This window comes from Paenibacillus sp. FSL E2-8871 (assembly GCF_038000345.1).
In the GTDB taxonomy this organism is placed as follows: domain Bacteria; phylum Bacillota; class Bacilli; order Paenibacillales; family Paenibacillaceae; genus Paenibacillus_AQ.
The window spans coordinates 3,123,722-3,148,746 of the sequence record NZ_JBBOBV010000001.1 but is presented as its reverse complement, the minus strand read 5'-3'; the positions used below and the strand labels follow the sequence as shown (position 1 = coordinate 3,148,746).

General features: G+C 45.4%; 30 protein-coding genes. 29 read left to right on the top strand and 1 reads right to left on the bottom strand.

Features of this window, described 5'->3' with window-relative positions:
• Positions 1-64: 64 nt before the first annotated feature.
• From NYE25_RS14420 to NYE25_RS14285, 28 genes are all read left to right on the top strand, one after another.
• Positions 65-292 carry a hypothetical protein gene (locus NYE25_RS14420; protein ID WP_341146195.1) on the top strand — a complete coding sequence of 76 codons (228 nt, stop codon included), beginning with the start codon at positions 65-67 and terminating at the stop codon, positions 290-292.
• An 88-nt stretch (positions 293-380) separates the two neighbouring features.
• Positions 381-914 (top strand): hypothetical protein, encoded by a 534-nt coding sequence (locus NYE25_RS14415; protein ID WP_341146194.1) that lies wholly within the window; start codon positions 381-383, stop codon positions 912-914.
• On the top strand, positions 892-2,715 hold the full coding sequence (locus NYE25_RS14410) for a phage terminase large subunit family protein (protein WP_341146193.1): 1,824 nt from the start codon (positions 892-894) through the stop codon (positions 2,713-2,715). Before NYE25_RS14415 ends, NYE25_RS14410 begins: the two co-directional genes overlap by 23 nt.
• Positions 2,706-2,939 (top strand): hypothetical protein, encoded by a 234-nt coding sequence (locus tag NYE25_RS14405; protein WP_341146192.1) that lies wholly within the window; start codon positions 2,706-2,708, stop codon positions 2,937-2,939. The genes NYE25_RS14410 and NYE25_RS14405 overlap by 10 nt, the downstream gene beginning before the upstream one ends.
• Positions 2,936-4,456, top strand: coding sequence for a phage portal protein (locus tag NYE25_RS14400; RefSeq protein ID WP_341146191.1), 1,521 nt, complete (start codon positions 2,936-2,938; stop codon positions 4,454-4,456). Before NYE25_RS14405 ends, NYE25_RS14400 begins: the two co-directional genes overlap by 4 nt.
• The gene (locus NYE25_RS14395; RefSeq protein ID WP_341146190.1) at positions 4,404-6,449 is read left to right on the top strand and encodes a prohead protease/major capsid protein fusion protein; all 2,046 of its coding nucleotides are present in this window, start codon (positions 4,404-4,406) and stop codon (positions 6,447-6,449) included. The genes NYE25_RS14400 and NYE25_RS14395 overlap by 53 nt, the downstream gene beginning before the upstream one ends.
• Positions 6,449-6,652 (top strand): hypothetical protein, encoded by a 204-nt coding sequence (locus tag NYE25_RS14390; protein ID WP_341146189.1) that lies wholly within the window; start codon positions 6,449-6,451, stop codon positions 6,650-6,652. The genes NYE25_RS14395 and NYE25_RS14390 overlap by 1 nt, the downstream gene beginning before the upstream one ends.
• Positions 6,645-6,959, top strand: a complete 315-nt coding sequence (locus NYE25_RS14385; RefSeq protein ID WP_341146188.1) for a head-tail joining protein — start codon at positions 6,645-6,647, stop codon at positions 6,957-6,959. The genes NYE25_RS14390 and NYE25_RS14385 overlap by 8 nt, the downstream gene beginning before the upstream one ends.
• The gene (locus NYE25_RS14380; protein ID WP_341146187.1) at positions 6,956-7,525 is read left to right on the top strand and encodes a phage tail protein; all 570 of its coding nucleotides are present in this window, start codon (positions 6,956-6,958) and stop codon (positions 7,523-7,525) included. The genes NYE25_RS14385 and NYE25_RS14380 overlap by 4 nt, the downstream gene beginning before the upstream one ends.
• On the top strand, positions 7,522-7,956 hold the full coding sequence (locus NYE25_RS14375; RefSeq protein WP_341146186.1) for a hypothetical protein: 435 nt from the start codon (positions 7,522-7,524) through the stop codon (positions 7,954-7,956). The genes NYE25_RS14380 and NYE25_RS14375 overlap by 4 nt, the downstream gene beginning before the upstream one ends.
• Positions 7,953-8,357, top strand: a complete 405-nt coding sequence (locus tag NYE25_RS14370) for a hypothetical protein (RefSeq protein WP_341146185.1) — start codon at positions 7,953-7,955, stop codon at positions 8,355-8,357. The genes NYE25_RS14375 and NYE25_RS14370 overlap by 4 nt, the downstream gene beginning before the upstream one ends.
• Entirely contained in the window at positions 8,347-9,795 is a 1,449-nt protein-coding gene (locus NYE25_RS14365; protein ID WP_341146184.1) for a phage tail sheath family protein, read from the top strand. Before NYE25_RS14370 ends, NYE25_RS14365 begins: the two co-directional genes overlap by 11 nt.
• A 15-nt stretch (positions 9,796-9,810) precedes the next feature.
• Positions 9,811-10,329 carry a phage major tail tube protein gene (locus NYE25_RS14360; protein WP_341146183.1) on the top strand — a complete coding sequence of 173 codons (519 nt, stop codon included), beginning with the start codon at positions 9,811-9,813 and terminating at the stop codon, positions 10,327-10,329.
• Between the two features lie 43 nt (positions 10,330-10,372).
• On the top strand, positions 10,373-10,681 hold the full coding sequence (locus NYE25_RS14355; RefSeq protein WP_341146182.1) for a phage tail assembly protein: 309 nt from the start codon (positions 10,373-10,375) through the stop codon (positions 10,679-10,681).
• 152 nt (positions 10,682-10,833) lie between these two features.
• The gene (locus NYE25_RS14350) at positions 10,834-13,782 is read left to right on the top strand and encodes a phage tail tape measure protein (protein WP_341146181.1); all 2,949 of its coding nucleotides are present in this window, start codon (positions 10,834-10,836) and stop codon (positions 13,780-13,782) included.
• Complete coding sequence (locus NYE25_RS14345) at positions 13,779-13,991, top strand: phage tail protein (RefSeq protein ID WP_341146180.1); 213 nt, start codon at positions 13,779-13,781, stop codon at positions 13,989-13,991. Before NYE25_RS14350 ends, NYE25_RS14345 begins: the two co-directional genes overlap by 4 nt.
• A 1-nt stretch (position 13,992) precedes the next feature.
• Positions 13,993-15,024: a phage late control D family protein gene (locus NYE25_RS14340; RefSeq protein ID WP_341146179.1), complete on the top strand. Its 1,032-nt coding sequence runs from the start codon at positions 13,993-13,995 to the stop codon at positions 15,022-15,024.
• 1 nt (position 15,025) lies between these two features.
• Positions 15,026-15,412 carry a phage baseplate assembly protein V gene (locus NYE25_RS14335; protein ID WP_341146178.1) on the top strand — a complete coding sequence of 129 codons (387 nt, stop codon included), beginning with the start codon at positions 15,026-15,028 and terminating at the stop codon, positions 15,410-15,412.
• Positions 15,413-15,415: 3 nt separating this feature from the next.
• Entirely contained in the window at positions 15,416-15,835 is a 420-nt protein-coding gene (locus NYE25_RS14330; RefSeq protein ID WP_341146177.1) for a phage tail protein, read from the top strand.
• Positions 15,832-16,164: a GPW/gp25 family protein gene (locus tag NYE25_RS14325; protein ID WP_341146176.1), complete on the top strand. Its 333-nt coding sequence runs from the start codon at positions 15,832-15,834 to the stop codon at positions 16,162-16,164. The genes NYE25_RS14330 and NYE25_RS14325 overlap by 4 nt, the downstream gene beginning before the upstream one ends.
• A gap of 1 nt (position 16,165) precedes the next feature.
• Positions 16,166-17,293: a baseplate assembly protein gene (locus tag NYE25_RS14320; RefSeq protein WP_341146175.1), complete on the top strand. Its 1,128-nt coding sequence runs from the start codon at positions 16,166-16,168 to the stop codon at positions 17,291-17,293.
• Positions 17,286-17,837, top strand: coding sequence for a phage tail protein I (locus tag NYE25_RS14315; RefSeq protein WP_341146174.1), 552 nt, complete (start codon positions 17,286-17,288; stop codon positions 17,835-17,837). The genes NYE25_RS14320 and NYE25_RS14315 overlap by 8 nt, the downstream gene beginning before the upstream one ends.
• Before the next feature lie 12 nt (positions 17,838-17,849).
• Entirely contained in the window at positions 17,850-20,852 is a 3,003-nt protein-coding gene (locus NYE25_RS14310) for a phage tail-collar fiber domain-containing protein (protein ID WP_341146173.1), read from the top strand.
• 5 nt (positions 20,853-20,857) lie between these two features.
• Positions 20,858-21,568, top strand: coding sequence for a hypothetical protein (locus NYE25_RS14305; RefSeq protein WP_341146172.1), 711 nt, complete (start codon positions 20,858-20,860; stop codon positions 21,566-21,568).
• A 122-nt stretch (positions 21,569-21,690) separates the two neighbouring features.
• Positions 21,691-21,978, top strand: coding sequence for a hemolysin XhlA family protein (locus NYE25_RS14300; protein WP_340977260.1), 288 nt, complete (start codon positions 21,691-21,693; stop codon positions 21,976-21,978).
• Between the two features lies 1 nt (position 21,979).
• Positions 21,980-22,897: a peptidoglycan recognition protein family protein gene (locus NYE25_RS14295; RefSeq protein ID WP_341146171.1), complete on the top strand. Its 918-nt coding sequence runs from the start codon at positions 21,980-21,982 to the stop codon at positions 22,895-22,897.
• A gap of 13 nt (positions 22,898-22,910) precedes the next feature.
• Positions 22,911-23,189 (top strand): holin, encoded by a 279-nt coding sequence (locus tag NYE25_RS14290; protein ID WP_341146170.1) that lies wholly within the window; start codon positions 22,911-22,913, stop codon positions 23,187-23,189.
• 138 nt (positions 23,190-23,327) lie between these two features.
• Positions 23,328-23,543: a hypothetical protein gene (locus tag NYE25_RS14285; RefSeq protein ID WP_341146169.1), complete on the top strand. Its 216-nt coding sequence runs from the start codon at positions 23,328-23,330 to the stop codon at positions 23,541-23,543.
• A gap of 53 nt (positions 23,544-23,596) precedes the next feature.
• Here the strand turns inward: NYE25_RS14285 and NYE25_RS14280 are convergent, their stop codons facing one another.
• Positions 23,597-24,397, bottom strand: coding sequence for a hypothetical protein (locus NYE25_RS14280; RefSeq protein ID WP_341146168.1), 801 nt, complete (start codon positions 24,395-24,397; stop codon positions 23,597-23,599).
• A 206-nt stretch (positions 24,398-24,603) separates the two neighbouring features.
• On the opposite strand from NYE25_RS14280, the gene NYE25_RS14275 reads away from it, so the two are divergent.
• Entirely contained in the window at positions 24,604-24,912 is a 309-nt protein-coding gene (locus NYE25_RS14275) for a hypothetical protein (protein ID WP_341146167.1), read from the top strand.
• Positions 24,913-25,025 lie beyond the last annotated feature (113 nt).

Sequence of the window (25,025 nt, the reverse complement as noted above, 5' to 3'; positions counted from 1 at the left end):
GAACAAAAAGGGGCGCTGAAAAGCGCCTTTTTTTGTTGTACACCAATAGGAAAGGATGATCTTGGTGGATAAAGCAGCTGTACTTAAAATTGTTTTGAAAACTACATCGGTTGGCCGCACGGAACTTTCTCATCCTATGAAAATTCGTGGTGAACACAACCTAGATGCGTGGGTATATCAAATGAATCTGGATGCAGTCATGCGTGATGCCGTCTCTGTCTTCAGAATCCCTGAGGAATTACTCAAAAGCAATCAAATCCAGCACTTTGGGTCCTTCCCAGGGCCGGGGTAGGGTGCGGGTGCGTGTGAGCCCGATTCCTGGCTATTTTTGATGAAAAAAAATCACTGTGCACTGTGCATTTTGAGGGGGTGTTTATGGCTTGGAAAACGACGTGAAAATGATCGAAGAAACCTTATGTATCAGTGCTTCATACGCTTCTGAGCTATTCGGCGTCCACCGCAACACACTTGCACAGTGGACCAAGCTCGGAATGCCCAAAATGAAAAGTGGTTGGTATCCGTTGAAGGACTGCTATGATTGGGTGATCGATTACAAGTTGGGAGGCGATGACGACGAAGGTGAAGAAGGAGAGCCGAAGACCGATGCAGCCAAAAAACTGAAGCATGAAGCCCGATTGAAGGAGCAGCAGGCGGAAGCTGCCACGTTCAAAAATGCTGTGATCCGAGGGGAATATGTCCGTAGGGATGCAGTGATCAGCGAACTGCAACGTTTTTTCACTTCGCTGAAGCGGTCCATGAGTGGTTATAGCCGGTCGGTCGCCATGGAAGTCGCTCCGTATATTGATCCTGAGCTTGTTCGTCAGATCGAACAGAACATCAGTGATAAGACAAATGCGGTGCTGCTGCAAATGTCTGTCAGGGGTGTGTATCATGCCAAAAAAGGTCGGAAGTAAATGGGCTGATTGGCTGACAGAAGCCCTTGCTGTGTTGAAGCCCCCTGAAAAGCTCACGGTTTCTGAATGGGCCGATAAATACCGGGTTTTAGATAGCAAAACGTCAGCAGAGCCGGGTTTGTGGTCCACGGACCGAACGCCTTATTTACGTGGGATCATGGATTCCTTTACTGATCCAATTGTTGAAGAGGTTGTTTTTCTAAAGCCGACACAGGTCGGGGGAACCGAGTGCTTGAATAATATGCTTGGGTACGTAATATCTCAGGACCCCAACCCTGTAATGGTTGTTTATCCGAATGAAAAACTTGCTCAATTCACTTCTGAAAACCGACTGCAGCCGATGGTGAAATTGAGTCCAGCACTGGAAAGTCGATTTCATGAGAATCAAAGCAAGGATCTGGAGCTCCAGTTTGATGGGATGTATGTTGTTATCGCAGGGGCGGCAAGCCCTGCCGGACTATCAAGTTTGCCAGCTCGATATCTGTTCATGGATGAGGTAGACAAGTATCCGGCGGCAGCGGGGAAGGAAGCTGATCCGCGCTCACTTGCTCGTGAACGTACAAACACCTTTCCGACAAACAAAAAAATCATGCAGACATCGACACCAACGCTTCGGACTGGCCCGATCTGGACCGCGTGGGAATCAGCGCATGTTCAAATGGAATATTACGTGCCATGTCCGCATTGTGGTGAGTATCAAACGTTGACTTTTAAGCGTGTGATTTTTGATTCAAAGCTTGATCCGGAAATCATTCGTTCTGTATCTCATTATGAATGTGTTTTCTGTAATGGGGCTATCCGTGATGCGCACAAGCCAGCAATGATGCGTGCCGGCGAATGGAGAGACAAGAACGGGAAGACGGCGAGAAAAAGAATAACCGGATATTGGTTGAATGCATTATACAGTCCATGGATTCGATTTGGTGACGCTGCTGTTAAGTTCCTGAGCTCCAAGAAAGCCGGAAATGAAGAACTTCAGAACTTTATCAATTCATGGTTGGCTGAACCGTGGGAAAACACACAAATCAAACTGAACAGTGACAAAGTGCTTGAAAAATCGAGCGGTTATGAAGAAGGGGTTGTTCCGGATCGGACAATCATACTGACTGCTGGTGTTGACGTGCAGAAGGATCGAATGTATTACACTATCAGGGCGTGGGGCGAAGATATGACCAGTCATAACATTCGTCATGGTGTAGTGGAAACATGGCCACAAATTGAAGATGTGATGAACATATCTTATCTTTCGCGCGACGGAACGGAATTTTTCGTTAATCTATGCGCCGTGGACTCTGGTTACAATGCAGATGATACATACGACTTCTGCGCCAAAAATGCTGAATGGGCTGTAGCTATTAAAGGTTCTAACAATCCTATGCCTGCCAAGTACAAATTGACCAAGATAGATCGCGAGGACCGCGGTCTTTTTGGTATTTCGCTATATATGGTGGATGGGGGATATTACAAAGACTTCATTGCGGGGCGCTTGGATCGAAAGTCGAATGAACCAGGCGGTTGGTTTGTTTACGAAGACTGTGACGAAGATTATGCCGAACAAGTGACGGCGGAACAGAAAGTTTCTGAGAAGCGGGCCGGTCGCGAAATCGAGGTGTGGCGTCCCAAAACGTCTCATGCGGACAACCATTATCTGGATTGCGAAGTGTATGCTGCTTTTGCTGCCGACTGTGTGGGTATCCGGTACATGCGATATGAACAACCAGGAGAGCCACCGAAGCCACCAGAAGATAAACCAGTAGAGAATAAAAAATATTGGTTGCAAGGAGGTAATTCGTGGTTATGACACCGGAAGAACGTTTAGCACGGTATCGAGAACAATTAGTTGAAGTGGAAAAGGCAATTAGTGCGATCTTGGGCGGCGCTCAAGAATATCGTATTGGCAGTCGTAGTATTAAGCGGCCAGACCTAGGGAAATTGTACGAGGAGCGTAACCGATTGGAACAGGAAATCAGGTCCATTGAAGACGGCGGCGGCATGTTTCGGCTTGCCTATTTCGAAGGGAGGTGAAGAAACTGAACTGGTTAGATAAATCTATTGCAGCAGTCAGTCCGCGTTGGGCATACAAGCGTTTAGCCTGGCGTAATGGTATGGGCGTCTTTGATGCTGGTAGTAGGGGCAGGCTAAATCAAGGGTGGAATCCCTCCTCTGCTCCAAATGAGCAGCGCAAGCAGGCAGAGAGAACCTTGATTCGTGCTCGGGCGCAGGACTTGGAACACAATAGTGATATAGCGGCCGGGATTTTGCAGGCGTTCGATCGTAATGTGGCGGGTACAGGGATAATGTTACAAGCTAAAATTTCTCATGATACTCCTGGCAATCAGGCGGGTGAGATGAATCAGCGAATCGAAACTCTTTGGAAAGAGTATTGTAAAGCCGAAAACATTGATATTACAACGACCCAATCGCTAGAAGAGATCACAGAAATGATTATTCGGCGTTACATTGTGGATGGTGGAATACTCATTGTTAAAGTATATGTACCTAATAGTGAATTCCCGTTCAAACTACAGGTGCGTTCCGTGGATGAACTGAATACTTTGGTTCAGCCTGGTGAGGGAACGCGGATCGTAGAGGGAGTTGAGCTGGACGAGTATAATCGACCAGTAGCGTATCATTTCAAAAAGACAACGGATGGATATTTATTAAATCCGGCCGAAACTGTCCGAATTCCTGCCAAAGACGTTATATACCTGTTTAAAAAGACGAGCCCACAGCAGGTCCGGGAAGTCTCGCAGTTGGTTACAGCGTTGCCACGTATCAAAGATGCTAATCAATTTATTGAAGCTGTGAGCATCAAGGAGCGGGTCTTGGCTTGTATGGCAGTGTTTATCAAAAAAGATATTCCTCAAGGCGGTGTGGGGCGTGGTGTTCGCGGTGGCGGAGATAACACCCAAATTGATTACAGTGGTGTATCTTTGGCTCCTGGTATGATCGGGGAACTTAATCCTGGTGACGAGGTTCAAACGGTTATTCCCGCAGGTCAAGCATCCAATACCAAGGAATTTATTACGACATTAGTTCGTATGATTGCTGCTGGTCTAGGTCTTAGCTATGAGGCTGTATCCCGTGATCTATCACAAGTGAATTACTCGTCAGCCCGTCAAGGATTGATTGAGGATCGTAAGTTGTATAAAAAGCTTCAGAAAATGATCGTTGAACGCGTCCTACGTCCGGTGTACTTGGAATTTTTAGAATCCATGTACCTAAAGGGAAAGCTTGAACTGCCTGGATATTTGCAAGACCGTAACCGTTACACTGCTCATGTATGGGTACCGCCTGGGAGTACATGGATTGATCCTAAAAAGGAAGCAGACGCTAATAAAACGGCATTGGAATCAAACCAGGATACGCTCGCCCGTATTTGTGCAGAGCGAGGTGAGGATTGGCGGGATGTGGTGGTACAGCGTGCCGCAGAGATTAATCTTATTAATGAGCTGATCGGGGAACGGTCAGGAAAGGAGGATCAACCTAATGAGAAAGAGAGCCATGAGGATGAAGAAGAGTCTTCCGACGACGCTGCATAGAGCTGCGGGACCACCTGAGAATCAGTTATCTCGTACGCTGACCTTCAGCAAAGATAGCATTAATGAAGAAGATCGTACTGCTGAGCTTTCGTTTTCGTCGGAAGCACCGTATGAACGCTATTTCGGTAGTGAGATTTTAAGCCATGACCCCGGAGCGATTGACCTACAAAGGTTAACCGACGTCGGGGTTTTGTTATTTGCACATGGTCGAAATTCCAGATACGGTAATATGCCGATTGGTGTTATTCAAAAGGTATGGGTGGACGACAACGAACGTAAGGCAAGGGCATTAGTCCAGTTTGATGATGATGAGGACAGTGACAAGGTATTCCAGAAGGTGAAAAAAGGAATCATCAAGGGAGTATCTGTAGGGTACGAAGTGTCTTCATGGGAGGAAGTTAAAGCCGGAAAAGTGTCTGCCAATGGCCGCCATGCTGGGCCTGCTTACGTGGCACTTAAGTGGCAACCATTTGAAATCAGTATTGAACCAACTCCGGCAGATCCATCCGTTGGTGTTGGGCGTAGTTATAACCAAAATGAGAGCGAGGATGAAAGAATGAAGGGACTTAAAATGTTGGCTTTGGCCGCACAGGGTTTAATGCATGCGCAGGATAATGGAGCAGGAATTGGCGGCGGCGCTGGGACGCCTACACCACCAGAGGGGGATGGGCAACGAGCAGCCGCACCGCCTGGAATTGATCCAGCAATATCTGCACAACAAGGGGCGACAGCAGAACGATCCCGGGTCACAGAAATTAATTCTCTATGTCGTAACTTTGGTATGGACGCAACACCATATATTGAAGACGGCAGCACCGTGGACAAAGTGAAGGATGCAATTCTTCAGAAACAGATCGCGGACAAGGCGCCACAACGGTCAGCCATTCAGGTAGGAGCGGAAGATCAGGACAAGTTCCGAGCAGCCGCAACGGATGCGTTGCTGTTGCGGGCGGCGCGTACAGTTTCAAAACCAGCAGCGGGGGCAATGGAGCTACGTGGTTTGCGCTTGCGTGACCTGGCCGTCGAATGCTTGATTCGTGCTGGTGAATCTGGAGCACATCTGCTGCGTGATGAAGAACTGCTGAAGCGTGCACTGAGCCCAGATACTACTTTCCAAGGCATTATCTCCAATGCCGCCAATAAAACGCTGTCTCAGTCGTACCAAGAAGCCCCAACCACATTCCAGTATTGGACCGGGAAGGGTAGCAACTCCGATTTCAAGGCAGCAGAACATTACCGCATTTCCGAAGCTGGGAACTTGGAGCTGACATCGCAAAATGGAGTTATCCCTTATGATACAGCGATGAAAGACGAAAAGGTCACAAAAGCAGTGCTGACATACTCCAAACGGTGGGGCTTTACCCGGGAAGCGTTTATTAATGATGATTTGAGCATGTTGTCCCGGGTGCCTGCTGCTTACGTAATTGCGGCTAAGCGTGGTGTAAACAAACTTGTTTATCAGCTATTGGCATCCAATCCACTGATTTTTGATAACAAGAACCTATTCCATGCAGATCATAATAACTTGGGGACGGCAAGCGTGATTAATACTGTCTCTATGAGTGAAGCCCGCAGAAAAATGCGTACACAGAAGGATCAGCGGGGCATTTCTACACTCAATATCGCTCCAAAGTATTTACTTTCTCCAGCAGAGTTGGAGACTGCAGCCGTACAATACTTGCGTTCTGAAGCTGATCCGGCGGGAGCTCATAGCGGTGTGGTTAACGTATTCCGGAATTCGTATGAGGTGATTGTGGATGCGGAGCTGGATCAATACTCTTCTACCGCCTGGTATCTAGCTGCTGATGCGAACATTGCGGATACTGTGGAGGTAACTTATCTACGTGGTCAAGAGGAACCGACCCTAGAAACAGACATTCCTTTTGATCGGTTGGGTATGGATTTCCGTATCTATTTTGATTACGGTGTAACGCTACTGGATTCACGAGGTTTGTTTAAAAATGCTGGCGTAGCACCAGGAGGTGGAGAATAATGTTGATTTTAAAGGAACCACTAAACTATGGGGGCAGATTGTTTGAGGTAGGTGAAAATGTTAGGGGACGTTTACCTTTGGAGCTCACTCAGCAGCTACAAGAAATGGGGCATCTGGAAGAGCGGGAGGAAGAAAAATCGGAGGACGAAGTAGATACTTTGTCTGAAGATTCAAAATCACAGCGCGGGTCTAAACGTGGTTAGCTTCAAAGATTTCGTTTCCCAAGATATCGGCGTGTTCCTTAACGATGAAGAATTTGCAGACAAATTTGTAATCGACAAAAAAGAAGTTACTGCTGTGCTTGATCAAGTCATCGACAGCGATCACCCCCTGGCCTATGCCGAGGGGGTATCTTTGGTTACTCATGTGCTACATGTGAGTGAGGCAGAATTAGGGTACGCTCCCAAGCCTAACGAGATGATGGTTATTAACGGACAGCGGTACCGCGTGGACCGCGTAGGAGACGATATGGGCCTGCTTACGATCTCATTGGAGGCGAACATCACATGATAGATGTCCAGGCAGAGGCAAGAGGTATCCGAGAGGCGCTAAGACGGGTGGGGTCATTGGATGCGGATGTACGCAAGTCCTTTTATTCGGCGCTCAACCGGACCTCTCAACGTCTAAAAACTGAGTCTGGTCGCAAAGCAAAGGAAACGTACATCGTGAAGTCCAAGGCGGTTACAGATCAGGTGGTGCTCAAGCGGGGCAGCGTCAGTAATCTATCCAGCGAACTCCGCTGGAAAGGCGGTAACATTCCTCTGATGCAGTTCAAAACAAATCCCAAGGCACTTTCCTCCAAACGTCCGCGTGCCTTAAAAGCTGCGGTTAAGCGTGCAGGAGGTAACAAGAAAGTGGATGGTGCATTTCTCACTCGTATGAGTAATGGGCATATCGGAGTCTTTCGACGCAGCGCACGTCGCCGCCTACCCGTGGAGGAATTATATGGACCAGCGGTACCAGTCATGCTCAATAATTTAGAAGTCACCGAGCACCTGGAGAATGTGGCCATTGAAGAAATGGACAAGCGACTGGAACATGAGCTTAACCGCCGTTTAGGAGGTGGAACGTCATGACGTCAGTTATGTTGATGATGGCAATCAAGGAATTTTTAAAAAAAGAACTGGCCGACGATGCAGCGACGATTCCAGCGGTGCATCTTGGTGCATTGCCGAGCAAGACTGCAGAAAACCGGAATGATCCAGTTTTCCCTCTTATTATTGTTCGTCCCATGGATGGTGATAGTGACGATAAAGAAAGCCGAGCTCAAGTTAAATTATTGTTTGGGACACAATCCGATGATGATTCCGGTTTTATTGATGTGCTGAATCTCATGGAGCGGGTACGTATTTTGCTGATGAGGCAACGGATCATAGATAAAAAATTCCGGATTGAATCGAATTGGAAGTGGCAGTTTTTAGAGGACCAGCCGGAACCGCAATGGATTTGTCAGGCGATAACGACCTGGACACTTCCGCAAATTAGACAGGAGGTTAAGCATATATGACACGAAAAAAAGAAGATCAAATCCAAGTTTTGAGTGAAGGTGTTCAACAAAATACGGATGAATCCACTTCTGATCCGACCCTGACAATAAACCCGTCAGAGAAAGGGGGAGTAGATGTATTCACGGAACAAATAGAATCAGTGAAAGAAAAGGAAACGAACTCCCTTATCTATCTGGGCCCAAACCTACCAGGCGGACGTTTGCTTCAGTCCACAGTATTTCGTGAGGGGATTCCAGCCTACTTGGAACCCTTGCTTACTGAAAGACCAGAAGTCAAAGAACTGATTTTTCAGCTAAATGAAATGATCAACGCTCAGAAGCTGATCCTCCAAACTGGCACCGCGCAGTATGTAGCATATCAAGCCCTAATGAAAGGAGAAGTGAATAATAGTGGCATTTAAACATGGTGTAAGCATTATTGAACAAGCAACATCTGTACTCGCTCCAACACAGGCGAGCAGTGGTATTCCGTTTGCAGTAGGTACAGCACCGGTAAACATGGCATCAGCAGCAGTGCCGGTGAATACTCCAGTGTTGGTTCATACGTACGCGGAAGCAGTATCTGCGCTTGGTTACTCAGACAATTGGAAGGATTACACGTTATGCGAACTTGTTTACTCGCATTTTGCGTTGTATGCCATGGCTCCGATGATTTTGGTTAACGTGCTTGACCCATCCACGCATAAGACAAAGGTGGATCCGGCTGCATTGACTGTTACAAACCGAGTGGCTACATTAGCTGTCAGCGGTGTAATACTTCCAACTCTGACTGTTAAGTCCTCGGACGGGACTACACCCTACGTTAAAGATAAAGACTATACAGCTGCTTTTGACGATGATGGTCATGTAGTTATTACAACTAAGGCCAGTGGCGCTATTGGGGCAGCAACTGCATCACTTCAAGTGGGATATGACAAACTCAACCCTGCAGCTGTTGATGAGGATGACGTTATTGGTGGGGTAACTCTGGAAGGTGCATATACTGGTTTTGAATTAGTGAATCAGGTTTACCCGCGTTTTGGTATTCTCCCTGACTTGCTGGTGGCTCCGGGCTGGTCACATAAACCAACGGTGGCAGCAGTGATGAAGGCAAAGGCTGGGAATATCAATGGTAATTTCAAGGCAATGCCTTTGACTGACATTGATCCAGCACAGCCGTACACTGACGCAGGAGTCTGGAAGTCGGACAACAATTATACTGGTTCATTACAAATTGCAACCTATCCTCTACTTACACTGGGAGATAAGGTGTTTCACTATTCTACTCAACTTGCCGGACTAATTACGGCGACGGACGCGGCAAATGGTGGTATTCCGTTTGCCTCTCCCTCTAATAAATCACTTCAAGCGGATGGAACGGCACTAGCTAGTGGAAAAGACATTTTTCTGGGGATTGATCAAGCTAGTTATCTTAACAGTCTAGGCATAATGACTGCCTTGAATCTTGGAGTAAACGGCTGGAAGTCTTGGGGGAACTATACCGGAGCGTTTCCAGGCGTGACGGATCCGAAGGATAGTATCATCCCGATTCGCCGCATGTTTAATTGGGTTGGAAATAGCCTGATTTTGACTTACATGCAGAAGGTCGATGATCCTATGAATAAACGTTTGATCGCCGCTGTTACGGATTCCGTTAATATTTGGCTAAACGGTCTTACGGCATCTGGGGCGTTACTAGGTGGACGCGTGGAATTCTTAGAATCCGAGAATCCTGTAACAAGCCTGATGTCCGGAAAAATCGCTTTTCATGTATATATCACGCCGCCAGGACCAGCACAGGAAATTGATTTCTTGCTTGAATACGACACAACTTACCTAGCTGCAATGTACGCGGCGTAGAAAGGAGAAGCACACATGCCAAAAAGATCTGAACGGGTTATAGACTATTCCGTATTTTTGAGCGGAACGGAATACTTGGGGACAGCTACGGCTGACCTTCCTGAAATTGCGTTCCTGTCTGAAACGATAAAGGGAGTCGGAATTTCGGGGGAAATCGACGCCCCATCCCCAGGACAGACAAGCGCAATGACGCTTACGCTGAACTGGAATGTCGTGGAGAGAGCTTCTTTAAAACTCTTAGCTCCGGTCGTTCATGCTCTTGACCTTCGAGCCTCCATTCAACAATTCGATACTGCCACGAATGAGTATAAGGAATCGGCACTTAAAATTACTGTTCGCGGACGTCCGTTGAGTGGTGGATTAGGGGGGCTTGAAGCTGCAACGGCTATGAGTTCAACAACCGCGTTCTCCATTAGTTATCTTAAAGTTTTGATTGATGGCGAGGAAGTACTTGAAGTCGATAAATTAAATTACATCTTCAAGGTGCTGGGACGAGATTATCAGGCCCAAACACGAGCCAATCTTGCGTTGTAAAATATAAATCCCAAACGCTTGGGAATTTGAGGAGGAAAATGGAATGTCAGAAGAAACACAAGGTGCAGCAGAGGTATATACCTTTGCCAAGCCTTTTACATTTGAAGGGCAAGAGATTAAGGAGCTTACACTAAATTTCGATGATTTATCAGGAGAAGACATTATCGCCTGTGATCGGCTGTATCGCGCGGAACAGAGAGGTGGAATATCCCTTGCTCCTGAAATGGATAAAGCATACCAGGCATATGTAGTTGCCAAAGCGGCAGGAGTGCACGTTGGATTGATTCGTGCAGCCAAGGCTAAAGACTTTACTTCATTGACATTGAGGGCTAGAAATTTTTTGCTGCTGTAGGCTGTGGAGACGGTGAGGGAATTAAAGACCTCGCTGTCTCTTTAGCCATGATTACCTATACACCAGTCTCTTACTATTTGAGCTTACCTCTTGAAGAACTCAGGGAAGCTGTGGAGCGGGTGAATCGATTGCGGAAGAGGGGGACGTAGAACGTGGCGGGAAGAAGTAGAGAATATGATATTGCCTTTCGGTTAAATGGGCTCATGGATCCCTCGTTCCGTCAATCCATGGGCAACGCGGAACGTCATATAGAGGAATTAGAACGTGCATTGAGAGAAATGTCTAGACGCGGAGATTTGGACGATGTACGGCGTGACGCAGACCGTACAGATGATTCACTCCGTAATCTGAGGGACAGTGCTGGCGGCTTTGGCGATACACTGCGACAAGTAGCAGAATATACTGGGGCTTTTGCTTTAATCCAAGGTGCTGCTGGTGGTATGCAAAATATCGTAGGTGTTATCGCTGATCAGTCCGATGCTATGGCTCAACTACAGGCCGCAACAGGTGTAACTGCCGAAGAAATGCTTGCGATGAGGGACAGCGCTGAATCCCTATATAATGACCGTCTTGGCGAGGATTTCAATGACCTAGGCTCTGCACTGGCGACAGTTCGGCAGGTATCGCAGGCTTCTGGTGCTGAACTTGAGAAAATGACTAAAAACGCCATAGTATTCCGTGACGTGTTTGGAGAAGACATCACTCAATCAATCAAGGCTTCGGATACAATGATGAGAAATTTCAGGATTACATCCGAGCAATCATATAACCTGCTTGCTCAAGGTGCTCAAAAAGGCCTTAACAAGTCAGATGAGTTGATTGATACAGCCAATGAATACAGTGTCTACTTTGATACTCTCGGATATTCAGCAGAGGAAATGTTCAACCAATTTAGCGCCGGGCTGGATGCAGGCGCTTTTAATTTGGATAAAGTAGGTGATGCGGTAAAAGAATTCGGTATCCGGATTAAAGATGGCAGTGCAAGTACACAAACCGCTATGGCCATGTTGTTTGCACCGGATGATATCGAAGAATTTACACAAAAGCTAACAAAAGGTTCTTCTAAATCTGCTGAGTACATGGAATTACTGAAACACGTATCCAAAGATACTGCTGCTGAATTAGTCAAGAACTTAAAATCAGGTGGAACTAAATCAGCAAAAGCATATGAAGCCTTGCAGGGTATCATGGGTAAAGGTAATGATATCTTAGGCGGTCTAGCTGACGGATCTGTTAAGGGCAAGGACGCCATGCAACAAATCATCGATAAGCTGGGTGAAATTCAAGATCCAATCCAAAAAAGTACGATCGGTGTTGCTCTATTTGGTACTCAGTTTGAGGATATGGAATCTGGTGTTATTGCCGCTTTAGGCACTGCGCGTGAGCAGTTTGATATGACCAAAGCGACGATGGAAGAGGTAGCCAAGGTCAAATACGATACCTTGAGTAAAGATTTCCAGGCAGTAGGGCGGCAGCTCATGACCGAGCTTGTGATCCCGATTGGTGAGGACTTAATGCCAGCGCTTCAAAATTTTGCTGACTGGATGGGTGATAATACCGAAATATTAAAAGCTATTGCACTTGCAGCACCAGCGGCGTTGATTGGTAAATCTGTAACCAAAATCGTTAAGGGGTTTGGGACGATTACGACAGCGGCTGACGGAGCTGGAGGGGCTGCAGGCGGCTTCACAAAAGCGTTGGCGCTATTAACTAATCCTGTTGGACTTGCTGTCACTGGTGTAGCCGCCCTTACTTTGGGAGTTATGGCTTATAAGAAGCATCAGGAAGATGCGAGACAAGAACTGATTCACATGGGAGATGAGTTAAAAGAGTCATCCAAGCAGTATGAGGAAGCTTCTAGCAAAGCAAAACTTACTAATAACTTATTGTGGGAGTATGACCAACTTAGTAAAAAAATTGCGGATAGTGCCTCTAGCTCCGAAGATTTAGCAGGTAGTTCCGCAGAGTTGACGGCACAACAGGAGCGGCTGAAAGAAATTACCCAGCAGTTACAAGATATGTTCCCTGAGACTATAAGCCAACACGATATAGAGATTGGGAAACTTCGTGAAAAGGCTGGTCTTGCGAAGGAAATGGCAAGTGCTGATGAAAAAATAGCAAAATTACAACTCGAAAAAAATGTTACAGAAGGTAAGCAAAAGTTACCTGAAACTGTAGCAGAAATTCAGAGGCTTCAGGAACAAACGGAGGCTACTCAAGCTCAAAAAGATGCGTTGGATGTTGCTATTCCCGCCTTAAAAGAATATGCAGCTGAATTTGAGAATCTTAAAAACGCTGATCCTTCTGATGAATTAAGCACCCGACTTACTGAACTTGTCCAAAAAGTCAATGAAGTAGGCTCTACTGTAGGATATAACTTTGCAGGGGCCTTTCAACTCGACGGATTGGATAAAGCAATTGAAGATTTGACTAACAGACAAATTGATTCAATAGACACTCAAATTACAAAGCTTGGTGATCTTGACGCAGCCCAGCAAACTTACCAGGAACTTTATGAGCAACAATTAAAACTCATTGAGTTAAATCTTGGCGGTACTCTAGAAGTGCAATCCAAGAAGTTCATTGATCTATCCGACGAAGAAAAGAAACGTTTCGGAGCGTCTTTGGCCGATGTACAGGAGCTAAATGAACAAATGCTGCTGTTACCTACAGAAAAACAAATCAATATTGAGTTGCTTTATTCTCAAACCGGTCTTTATACACCAAAGGCACCTAATACTGTAACAGAAATAACGAACTCACTATTGCCGAAACAATTTCGAATGGATCAATATGCAGACGGTGGCATAGCAACAAAGCCCTCTATCTTTGGTGAAGCTGGTCCAGAGATTGCAATCCCAATTAACAATAAGCCTCGATCTCGATCCTTACTCGACATGGCTAATGACATGATGGGTTACACCAAAAACGAGAACCGTGAAGGGGATATTATAATCCATAATGCACCTGTTATTACGCTTCCAGGGGCAGATCCTTCCGTTATGAAATTAGTGAAAGAGGCTTTAAAGCAGTCAGAAGATAATTTAGAGCGCAAGCTTAAGGCGATAGTTGAACAACAAAGGCGGGTGAGTTTTCAATGACAACATCCTCATATAGAACTCTACAAGGCGATACCTGGGATGGTATCGCCTTTAAGTTGTACAAGAGTGAGCATTTGATGACATTGCTTATTAACGCGAACCCAGACCATGTAAGAACCGTTGTATTTTCTGGAAATGTAATTCTAATTGTACCAGAGAAGCCTGTAGATGCCTCTGAGACGCTTCCGCCATGGCGAAGGGAGCAATAATATGGAGCTAATGCAAGACGCTCGCAGAGCGGTGCTAGTGTTATCATACAACGGCAAAGACGTCACAAAGGATATCGCTGAAGCATTAACGGATTTCCAATTTAATGACGCAGCCCCAGGGACACTTGATAATCTCTCTATTACTTTGGAAGACGGGGAGCGGAACTGGCAAGGCCCTTGGTCACCGACAGAAGGAGATCGGATTAAAGGAGAGATTCGCACTATTAATTGGGATGGACCAGGAGAGATTAAAAAGCTACCCCTTGGCTCATTTGAAGTTGACTCATTTGATTTTAATGGACCACCGGATACAGTAGCTATTAAAGCTATATCATTGCCTGTAAGATCTGATATTCGACAGGAAAGACGCTCAAAGTCTTGGGAAAAGGTGACCCTTAAAACGGTAGCTGGGGAAATCGCCAAACGTGGGAGTTTAAAATTACTATATGAAGCGACAGACAATCCTTCCTATGATCGCCTTGAACAGTCTCAACTTTCTGATCTTGCTTTTCTGCTGGAAACAGCAACCAAGGAAGGTGTTGCTATAAAAGTATCAAACGGATCTCTCGTACTCTTCGACGAGTCTGTTTATGAGAAAAAACCAGTTATTGCAACGATTACACGTGGAGAAGATAACGTAAAAGGTTATGGATTCTCCTGGGGAACAGCTTATACAGCCTATCGAGCATGTGAAGTGTCTTATACAAACAATAAAACGAAAAAGACTGTAAAGGTGACCTATACACCGCCGGGAGCTCCCAAAAGTGGACCTATACTAAAAATTAACGAGCAGGCAGATTCTCAGGCAGCGGCACTTAAACTAGGCCGAAAAAGACTGCGAGAGAAGAACAAGGAGGCGGGTAGAGGGACATTAAGCCTTATGGGTGATATTCGCATGGCTGCGGGACTGACGATTAATATAAAGGGTTGGGGACGATTTGATGGTAAATATATTATCGTCTCTGCCAATCACGCTATAGGAGGTAGCGGGTTTGCGACTGACTTAGAAATTAGAAGGGTATTGGGGTGGTAGTATGATTGTAATTGGTCAAGTTTCAACGTCAAATAAAGTAACAGGTAGTGTGCGGGTCGCCTTTCCAGATCGTGATGATTTGGTATCTGGTGAGCTACCTGTTATTACGCAGGGAGGCTGGGGGAAAGAGAACGCCGTGCTACAGCCTGGAGAAACTGTGCTATGTGTCTTTTTGGATAACAGTCGTAGTTCAGGCTATTGTCTAGGTACTTATTACGGTTCAGAGGATAAGATGCCCGGAACAGCTGATCAGCGTGGTATATGGTTCGAGGATGGTAGCTATGTCTATTATGATCGCGCTACTAAGACTATTAACCTCAAAGCGGCCAGCGGCGTACAGATTGATGGCAATCTAAACGTAACTGGCAAGATAACGAGCGGAGGGTAAGAGATGGGAAACCAAAATTATGTTATGTCTAAGATTGGTAGCCTTGGGCCAGTGACTTTCGTCGTTTCAGAAGGAGCTACGCGAACGATTGACGAGTTCACTCGTAATACTGCTGGACGTTGGGCACAGCATGATATCATCGGTAAAAAGCCTAAAAAGGAGTGGCTAGGACCGGGAATTGACTCGGTGTCGTTTTCGGTGCAGTTAGATGCGCGGCTCGGACTGAATCCCCGAAAAGAGCTGGACCGACTTACTGAGTTGGAGAGGGCAGGCAAGGCACTACCGTTGATTATTGGACGTAAGGGTGTAGGAACTGGGCTCTGGATAATCACAGACATGTCTCAAGCTTGGGAGACCATGGACAACATTGGGAATGTTCTCACATCAAAAGTGAACATTACACTGGAGGAGTATGTTAAATGATCTATACCGTTGATATGACTCAGCCATCGACAATCAATTTTGCACCAATGAATAAAGCCGAGGAAGTGGCTCAGAACATTAGAACAATATTAACTACTCCTCTCGGCAGTTCGCCACTTGCCCGCGACATCGGGATAGATTACTCCATTATTGATGAACCAGGACCGATTGCTGAGGCTAGAACTGCAGCAGAGGTAACGACAGCAATAGTTATGCAAGAGCCACGAGCGCAAGTAGTACAAGTATCATTTAATGGAACGTTGTCTGATGCTCTGACAGGACACTTAAAGCCTGTGATTAAGTTTTCACTGGCAGAAGGAGTGGAGTAACTTGGAATATGTTGATTTGCCAGAAATACAGTTTGTTCCAGAGGATACGGCGGGAATACAACAAAACATCATAACTGTATACGAGGGATTAACCTCACGTACACTACAGCCTGCTGATCCGGTAAGGCTTTTTTTGTCTTCCCTGGCTTCGGTAATCGTGCAGCAGCGCGTTATGATCAACCGGACAGCCAAGGGTAATTTGCTGCGTTATGCTTCCTCCGTTGTATTGGACCACATGGCGGCGTTTCAGGGATCCGAGCGGTTGGATGCAGCACCGGCTATTACATCAGTTAAATTCACGTTATCGATGCCGTTGCCTTCAGCGACATTGATCCCAGCTGGGACGCGTGTCGGTGCTCAGGGTGGGGACGGGTCAATTTATTTTGCTACTACTCAGGTACTGGAAATTCCAGCCGGAGAAGTTGTTGGATCTGTGTTGGCTGCGTGTAGTAATCCTGGTCCTGCTGGGAATGGTTTTCTGCCTGGGCAGGTCAATGTGTTAATGGACCCCTTGCCCTTTGTGATCTCAGCCATTAATCAGACTGAGAGCGGTGGCGGTGCAGCTGCAGAAACAGATGATGCGTTTAAGGAGCGAATCAGGACAGCGCCAGAGTCGTACAGCACGGCGGGTCCGCGTGGGGCTTACGAGTTTTGGGCAAAATCAGCATCATCAGCCATATTGGATGTCTATGCGTACTCTCCAGCAGATGGAGAGGTGACGGTGCTGCCTCTCTTGACTGGCGGTCAAATCCCCAGTGCAGATACCATAGAAGCGGTAGCGGCAGTATTTGAGAATCGTGGAGTTCGTCCGCTGACAGATAAAGTGACGGTTAAACCTCCCCAAGCTGTTAGCTACAATACTGGACTAACTTATTACATTAGCCGCAGTAGAGCAATTGAAGCACCAGCAATTCAGGCGGCTGTAGCTGCAGCAGTAAGCGCCTATCAGCTATGGCAAAGGTCTCGTCTTGGCAGAGACATTAATCCATCTGAGTTGATATCGCGTGTAATGGCTGCTGGTGCTCTTAGGTTATCTGTTACAGCACCGACCTACACACCTATTGAGGCGACCCAAGTAGCGCACGAAGGTTCCACGACAATCACCTATGGAGGTTTGGTAGATGATTGATCTTAAAAGCATCAGTTTACGAGATATTCTGCCGCCAAATTTAGCTAGAGACCCAGCAATAGCAGCAGCAGCTACCGCATTGGATTTTGAATTACAGCAGACGGCCATTCTCATCGAGCGATTAGACATCTTTGGCAGAGCAAACGAATGGACTGAAGAAGAGGTTATAGAGCTGGCGTGGCAGTTCAAGCCGCCTTATTATGATCCTGATTTACCTATCGAGCAGCGTCGCGAGCTGGTGCGCACTGCGATTCCATTCTATCGTCGAAAGGGTACACCAGGAGCGGTTGAAGATCTGATTGCGCTACTCTTTGGTGAAGGCAGGGTTGAAGAATGGTGGGAATACGGCGGAGATCCATATCACTTTCGTGTCCTCACAAATAACGCTGATGTGACCACCACGCGGGCGCACGAATTTATCCGGGCAGTAGATGCGGTAAAGCGCCTGTCTGCTGTGCTGGATAGTGTGACAATTACACAGTCTGAGCCGTTGCAGCTCTATTTTGGTGGCGTGATTCACTTCGGCGAAACGATACGAATTTAAGGAGGGTTTGCATTGGCTGTTTTTGGAGGCATGACAATTACAATAAAAGGCTTGGCTCTACAAGGTAAGGCGCAGGCAGGCGCAAAGCTTGAATATACCCGGGTAGCAATTGGGGATGGATCGCTTAACGGTCAGTCCATGCCTGCGCTTAATGGATTGATATCACAGAAAATGGTTCTGCCTATTACACGTATCCGGGCGCAGCCGCCGAATAAGGCTACAATTGGATCAGTGTTAGATAACTCTGGCGTCACATCAGGCTTCTATTTTCGAGAAATAGGCTTGTTTGCTACTGATCCGGACATCGGAGAAATCCTATATGCTTATGCGAACTCAGGTGTGACTGCTGATTACATCCCACCGGGTGGCGGCTCAGATATTATTGAGAAGGTTTTTGATATTGATGTTGTTATAGGTACAGCCGCAAATATCTCAGCTAAGATCGACGATTCGCTTGTCTTCACTCAAAAGAAAGAATTTCTTGCTCATGTAGACAACGCTACAGCTCACATCACAGCTGCAGAGCGTACTGCGTGGAATACATCTATTCCTAGAGCAGAAAAGGGTGCTGTAAGTGGTGTTGCTTCACTAGACGCGAACGCCGACGTTTACGACGAGCAGATTCCTCCTAACATTGCACGTAAGGCCACTGAGATTACCAAAAGTGCTACAGACCTTAATACTATTACCACAGAGGGAGAATACCTTTGCACCAGTAATGCACTAGCAGTGACGTTCCTTAATATGCCGCCTACTAAAACGGCGTTCCATTTGAAAGTCTCCAAACACGCCGGATTTAATCAGACGTTTACCACATTCAATACTGTGGCAACTGGCGGTGATCGGCTTAGAATGTATACCCGTAACTTCTATGGCTCCACTTGGGGAGAATGGGTAGAGATTGAGAACACCAATAGTAAGAACGTTGCTAACGGATATGCGGGTGTAGATGCCAATGTCAAAGTACCAAGAGCAAACACATACAACTCCTTAGGTGGTATCTCTGCATTGTCTAACTTAGACACAGCGTACACAGCGGGTACTTACAGCGTAAATGCAAATGCCACTGGTACTCCTTCTTCTGGAGAATATGGACAAGTAATGATCAATGTAAGCCAAGGAGAGACACATAATGACGTTAACTGGATATGGCAGATGTTCTTCGGGACAGCAGGAAATACTTTTGTACGCCGTAAGGTAAACAACGGTGCTTGGTTCCCGTGGGTTCCTACATGGACAGGGAATAATGATTCCGTGTTACTCATGACGAAAAGTGCACTTACTAGTGGCACAGACTTTAATACACTAACAGCAAACGGAATTTATTCCATGAGTACCTATACTGGACTTGTAAATGCACCGTCTAATATAGAGTATGGTGTATTAATCGTAATGAAAACGGACGGAGCCAGTCCCTACGTAAAACAGGAAGCAACAAATGTAGTAACTGGTGTTACACAAACACGATTCAGAACTGGATCACTTACTTGGTCTGCATGGAAAACCAATGAGACAACCAATAATAAGAACGTAGCTGGTGGGTATGTGGGACTAGACTCAGTAGGAGCAATTAACGTAGACAAGGTAGTAGCACCTAAAGTTAGAACGGGGAGCTTCTTTAGAAAGTATCTTGGCTCTTTCACTACAACACCGGATGTAGGTAACGAGAAGCTGGACATTATCTTCCCTGATGTTCTGTCTGGATATGTAGACGTGGTACTATCCAGCAACTACGGGTACCAGCCAGCCTTTGGGCAATTGCGTAAAAGGTTTAGTTTCCACGCTGGAGACATAAACACGGGGACAATACATTTTCAAGAAACTATGTATGTAGAGACAATTGGTGCAATAAGTACAGCTTATGCTATGTCTGACCTTTTCTATGACTCTGCGTCTAAAACATTCCGTATCAGAATCTCTAAGCTACAAGTAAGTAATGGTAACCCAATTCAAGTCTACATTGAGGGAATGGGTGGAACCAATACCTTTGCTGACAACTTCGATAAAGCAACACTTAATAGTAATGTAATTACGACAGACTCTACCGTATATCCGTTACCAGTTCGAACCTTTGTTAAACCTACAACGTTTAAAGACCCAGTTACAACAGAGACAGGTTCTGTAAGGAATTATGCGGGAATTCAGTACAAGTACCATAATGTCGTCGGATATTCTACCACTGGTGGACTTACTGGTACAGTTAAAATAACGATGCCGAAGACATGGAGCAGTACCATGCTGAGGATCAAGATTAACGGGTATGATTACACTGCTGGAAAGGGTGCATGGGAGCTTACAATCGGTGCTTATAACTACGTTAGTACACCAGCGTGGACAAGTGCGAATGCATTTGCAGAGGGGAACCTACCTTTCACTTCTGTTCGTTTAGCACACGACGGTACTAATAACTGCATACTATTGGGTGGACTAACTACGGTATGGGGAATAACTTCTCTAGAGGTTTCAGAGGTATTAGCGTCATTTGGTGGGCTTACCGGATGGGAAAAGGGATGGCAAGCGGCACTTATAACGTCAGAGACTGGAATTACAAACGTTCTTTCACCTGCTATATCTTATGGTAACGCCAATACTCTAAATGGGTACACAACATCAACCACAGCTACCCCTAATACAGTAGCACTACGTGATTCTAAAGGAGAACTTGCGGGAGTAAGTAGTACATTAGTGAAAGCCAACGATATGCCTATAGAGTACTCTGCTAGTGGAATTACAGTGCTTGAGTATAATGTTACTGCAACGGATCAGACGCTCACGGTATCTGTGTACTTGACCCTACTAAAAGCTTCGAATATTACAATATACCTCCAGTACACCGATCCAAGACTAGGTATGTACGACTATGAAATTTGTCCGTCTAAACTTTTAGCTAGGGACGCGCATGTGTTTGTCCCCGCTTTCATAAGAGCAAAGTCGGGCACAACGGTTAGGCTTTATGTAGTGCATAGTGAAGAGACTAATCCAGCATATGTAACAGCTTCTATCGGAAAGGGGTAAACATAATGACACAGTTAGTTTTGCCGGGGACTGCTAAGGCTTCCCAAGTTCTTGAAGGGCTTGGATTCAGTGCTGGCTCCATTTACAACGGAAAAGGAACCATGAAAAACATGGGTGACCAAGAAATGAGCGCCGTGGGCGCTTATATGCAAGAAGGGTATCTGTCCTTGTCAGTCGGCGGAATTGGGGGAAACAACTATCAAGCTGTGAATGACGGCACACAGCTAACATACGTTGACCCTGTGCATTGCTCCGCTAAGAACATCATCATGGGGGTTGAAATGTTAGGGCTGGACGGAACAGCAACCTCAGACGCTACCGCAACAGCGGCGGATATCGCGGTGGGTAAAATAGCATACAGCCAAGGAGTTAAACTTACAGGTACCAACAACGCTTCGCCACCTATAGTAGACAGCGTATACCCTTGCTATAAAAACACCGTGTATAATTACCCTCCGGCCATACTGGCAGCAATCAATAACTTGGGTTTATGGCAGTCGCTATATATACAGCTCACTGAGAGCTACTTCGGGTCTTCGCCAGATTTTATTGTTTTTGTAAAGACAACAACTGGTGTGGCACCTCTCAGTTTTATAACTAACCAGGCGACCTGGTTAACAATATTATCGGCTTCTACATTTCAGCGAACCTCTGCTGCCGGGCTGAATAACAACAGAGTTTCTTTTAGGGCTTATCTAATTAATGGGTCTGCATAACAGCCACGAGCGACGAGAATTACCTTAACTAATCGAAAAAATATTCCAATTTATTACGCCCATATAGGCGTTTTTATTTTGCCCTCGGATCACCGGGGGCTATTTATATTGAGGGGGGAACGATGATGTCGGGAGGTGGCGGGGTTATGGGTACCGAGGATAAATTAGTAGAAATTCAAATTCAGTTGGCCAGAATTGAAAAAACGCTTGAAGTAGTACCGACATTGGCATCGACAATTGAAGCCACGCGAGATTTAGCGCGTGAAGCTATGCAATCTACTAAATCAGCGCACCACAGGCTGGATCGAATCGAGGATGCACAACGTTGGCTTTGGCGAACAGTTGGAGGGGCAATCATTACAGTTATTATAGGGGCCATTGTCGTGGCGATCAGAATGGGAGGAAACTAAGTTGATTAGAGATAAATACACGATCGAACGGCGTTATATCAACAAGCGCCAAAATGTACGGCCCGGCACCCGTTTAACATCGCGAACACCGGGCTTTTTAGTTGCTCATGATACAGGTAATCCAGGAGCAACCGCTGATAACCACTATACTTATTTTCAAAACCTCAAGGACCGCTCAGCCTCAGCTCAGACATTCATTGACGATAAAAAAATCCTAGAGATCATCCCAGCAGGTACTGGCTCAGATCCAGCAGAAAAGGCTTGGCATGTCCTCTACAGTGTTACAACAGACAATAAGCTTTATGGAGATGATGCTAATGATATCGCTCTAGGTGTGGAGTTATGTTATGGCGGAAAGATAAATACCATTGAAGCATACAAGCGCTTTGTATGGTATATGGCTTATTGCTGTGACAAGTGGGGTCTGAACCCACTGACACACATCCCGAGTCATAAGCAATTAGATCCTGCTCGTAAAAGTGATATTGATCAGGCGTTGGCTACAGTTGGTAAAACACTTAAGGATCTACTTTATGACGTGGTAGCTGAGATTAAAGAGCAACCAGTGACGATTGCACCGCCAGTCGCAGTGCAAATGCCTGCCAGTGTAGCTCAAAGGCTAATCGATGATTATGTATCCCCAGCATGGTTTGTGGCTCATAAGGAAAAGGATCAGGTGGGTTTATCGCATTTTCACAACCTTGCTGATAATCTTAGAATGGCTTCGGGTATCCCCTTACAGCCAGGTTCAACAGCGCCATTTAAGCTATTGCATAAAAGTAATGCCCAAGAAATTATTTTCCGTTGGCTCTCGCCTGAATGGTATACTGCCAAGTCTAATGGGGATAAATCGGGGATGGTTCTCTTTAATAATTTTGCAAATCACTTGCGTAGAGCAGCTGGCATGCCAGTAGAATAAGGGGGATTTATATATGGGAAATCAAAACTTAACAGATGTTCTAGCGTTCGCCTCGGTGATCGCTGTTTTTGTATTAGCAGGGGTGCAGTTTGTAAAGAAAACTTTTAATGTTCCTAACAACGTGCTTCCTGCAATCGGTTTAGTCATTGGTTTGTTGATCGGGGTTGTAGCTTATCCATTTACGGACTTATCTTTAGTGTTACGTTTATGGTCTGGTGGCCTTGCGGGATTGTCAGCTACTGGGTTGTTTGAACTTGCATTTAGTAAACGAGATGGGACTACAAAGGAGTAAACCAATTCACCCACTGGCTTCGGCTGGTGGGCTTTTTGTCGTTTACAGATTATTTCAGCATCGAGTAATATAGAGGCATCCGAAGCACCGTGTCCTGCCAGCATTAGAGGGATACATTAGTACATAGGGGTGATCGTGTTGAGCGATATATATAAAGTCTTGAAGACGGATGCAGAATTTCTAACAGCGGCCTTAAAACAGTCTCAAGTGGATATAATTGAACGCCGTGGGGATCTGGCTGGGTGTACAGTGGATTGTTGTGGTCCAGTCCGAAAATGGAGTCCTGTGAGTGTAAAGATAGATGGATCGTATTATATGAGAAGTGAATTTGAGTTTAGGATGGTTTTGGCATAATTGGTATAATAAATACCCCGTCAACCTTAAGTGGTTGGCGGGGCTATTTTTGTTTATTGTGCTGTATACTCACTTACTTCAAAGGTCAGAATCTTATCGTGAACTACGTATTCAGTGCGTTTGCTGAATGGGCCTTTATTGTTGTCATGCTTGTCGATTCCGTATCGAGTTGATCCGGTAGCTGTGTCAAACCAGCCAAGGAATGTATTGACTTCAGACATTGGGAGATCAAATTCTTTTTCGATCCCTGTTGTTAGAGTGACAGTTAGTATTGCTCGATCACCAGATGGTAGTTCAGGTGTTGGTGTTGGTTCTGGTGTTGGTTCTGGTGTCGGTGATGGCGTTGGTTGTGTGGATAAGTAACCATAAACATTGATCTCATAAACTTTTAGATCATAATCTGCTTTACCTAAAAAGATATAGGACACATTGTCAATATCCACGGTTAGCTCTTGTTCAGTTAATATTTGACCGCCAAAGACACGTTGCCCTATTTTAGAACCTTGTTCGTTATAGAAATAAGCGGAAAACCCTTGATTTCCGGGGTTTTCAAATTTTACTTTAAGTTTAGATATGTAGTTCGCTTCAGATAACTTTATCCAAAATCCTGTAAGTGAAGCTTTATAGTTTCCGACTTTTTCGAATGTAACCAGACTACCATCTGTTAATTTATCAGTAGTTGTGTTTCCTGTATTAATATCATTTCCGATCGTAAATAATTTGCCAAAAACAATATCCGTAGCTGTTGGTGTAGATTTAATATTTGGTGTCGTTGTCGCATTAGCACTTAGGGAAGAAATAGGGATGATAGCTAAAACAAGCAAGAATATTAATAATATCTTAATCTTTTTCATTTGATACACTCCTCATTATGTTTATGAATTTTTACTTTACAAAATAAAACAAGGGTTGTCCAAATAAAAATGTCTATATATGTAATAAAGTGAGCGAATATGATTAAATAGTTTTATATCCCAATTGGTGAATAAGTTACTTGTTATTTTGGGAACGTTTGTTCGATTATAATACAAACAAACGTTCTTATTTTTGGAGGATGAATATGCTTAGCGATACTGCACGTAAATTATTAATGATCATGACCCACTCAGCAAATCATCACGCGCATATGCCAAGTTTACCGGAGTTAGAACGGCTAAGTGGACGTATGCCAGTCCCTATAAAAGCAGCTTTACGGGAACTGGTTAAGGAAAATTACATCGAGTGGAATCCAAACACACCGCCTGAGACAGCGATCATAATAGAGGGATGGGAACGCCCTGACCCACGGTTTAAAAGACACGAGTCAGTGCCACAGGATATCCAGTGGGGCATTAATGGTAGCAACATCGAATACTGGACTAAGTACTAGGAGGGTTACGACTGGATTAAAATAGAGGATGTAGTAGATCTGAGCACATAGTAAATTACCAAGCGTTTGGGAATATGAAAGCCCTACTAACCTATATGGTCGGTAGGGCTTTT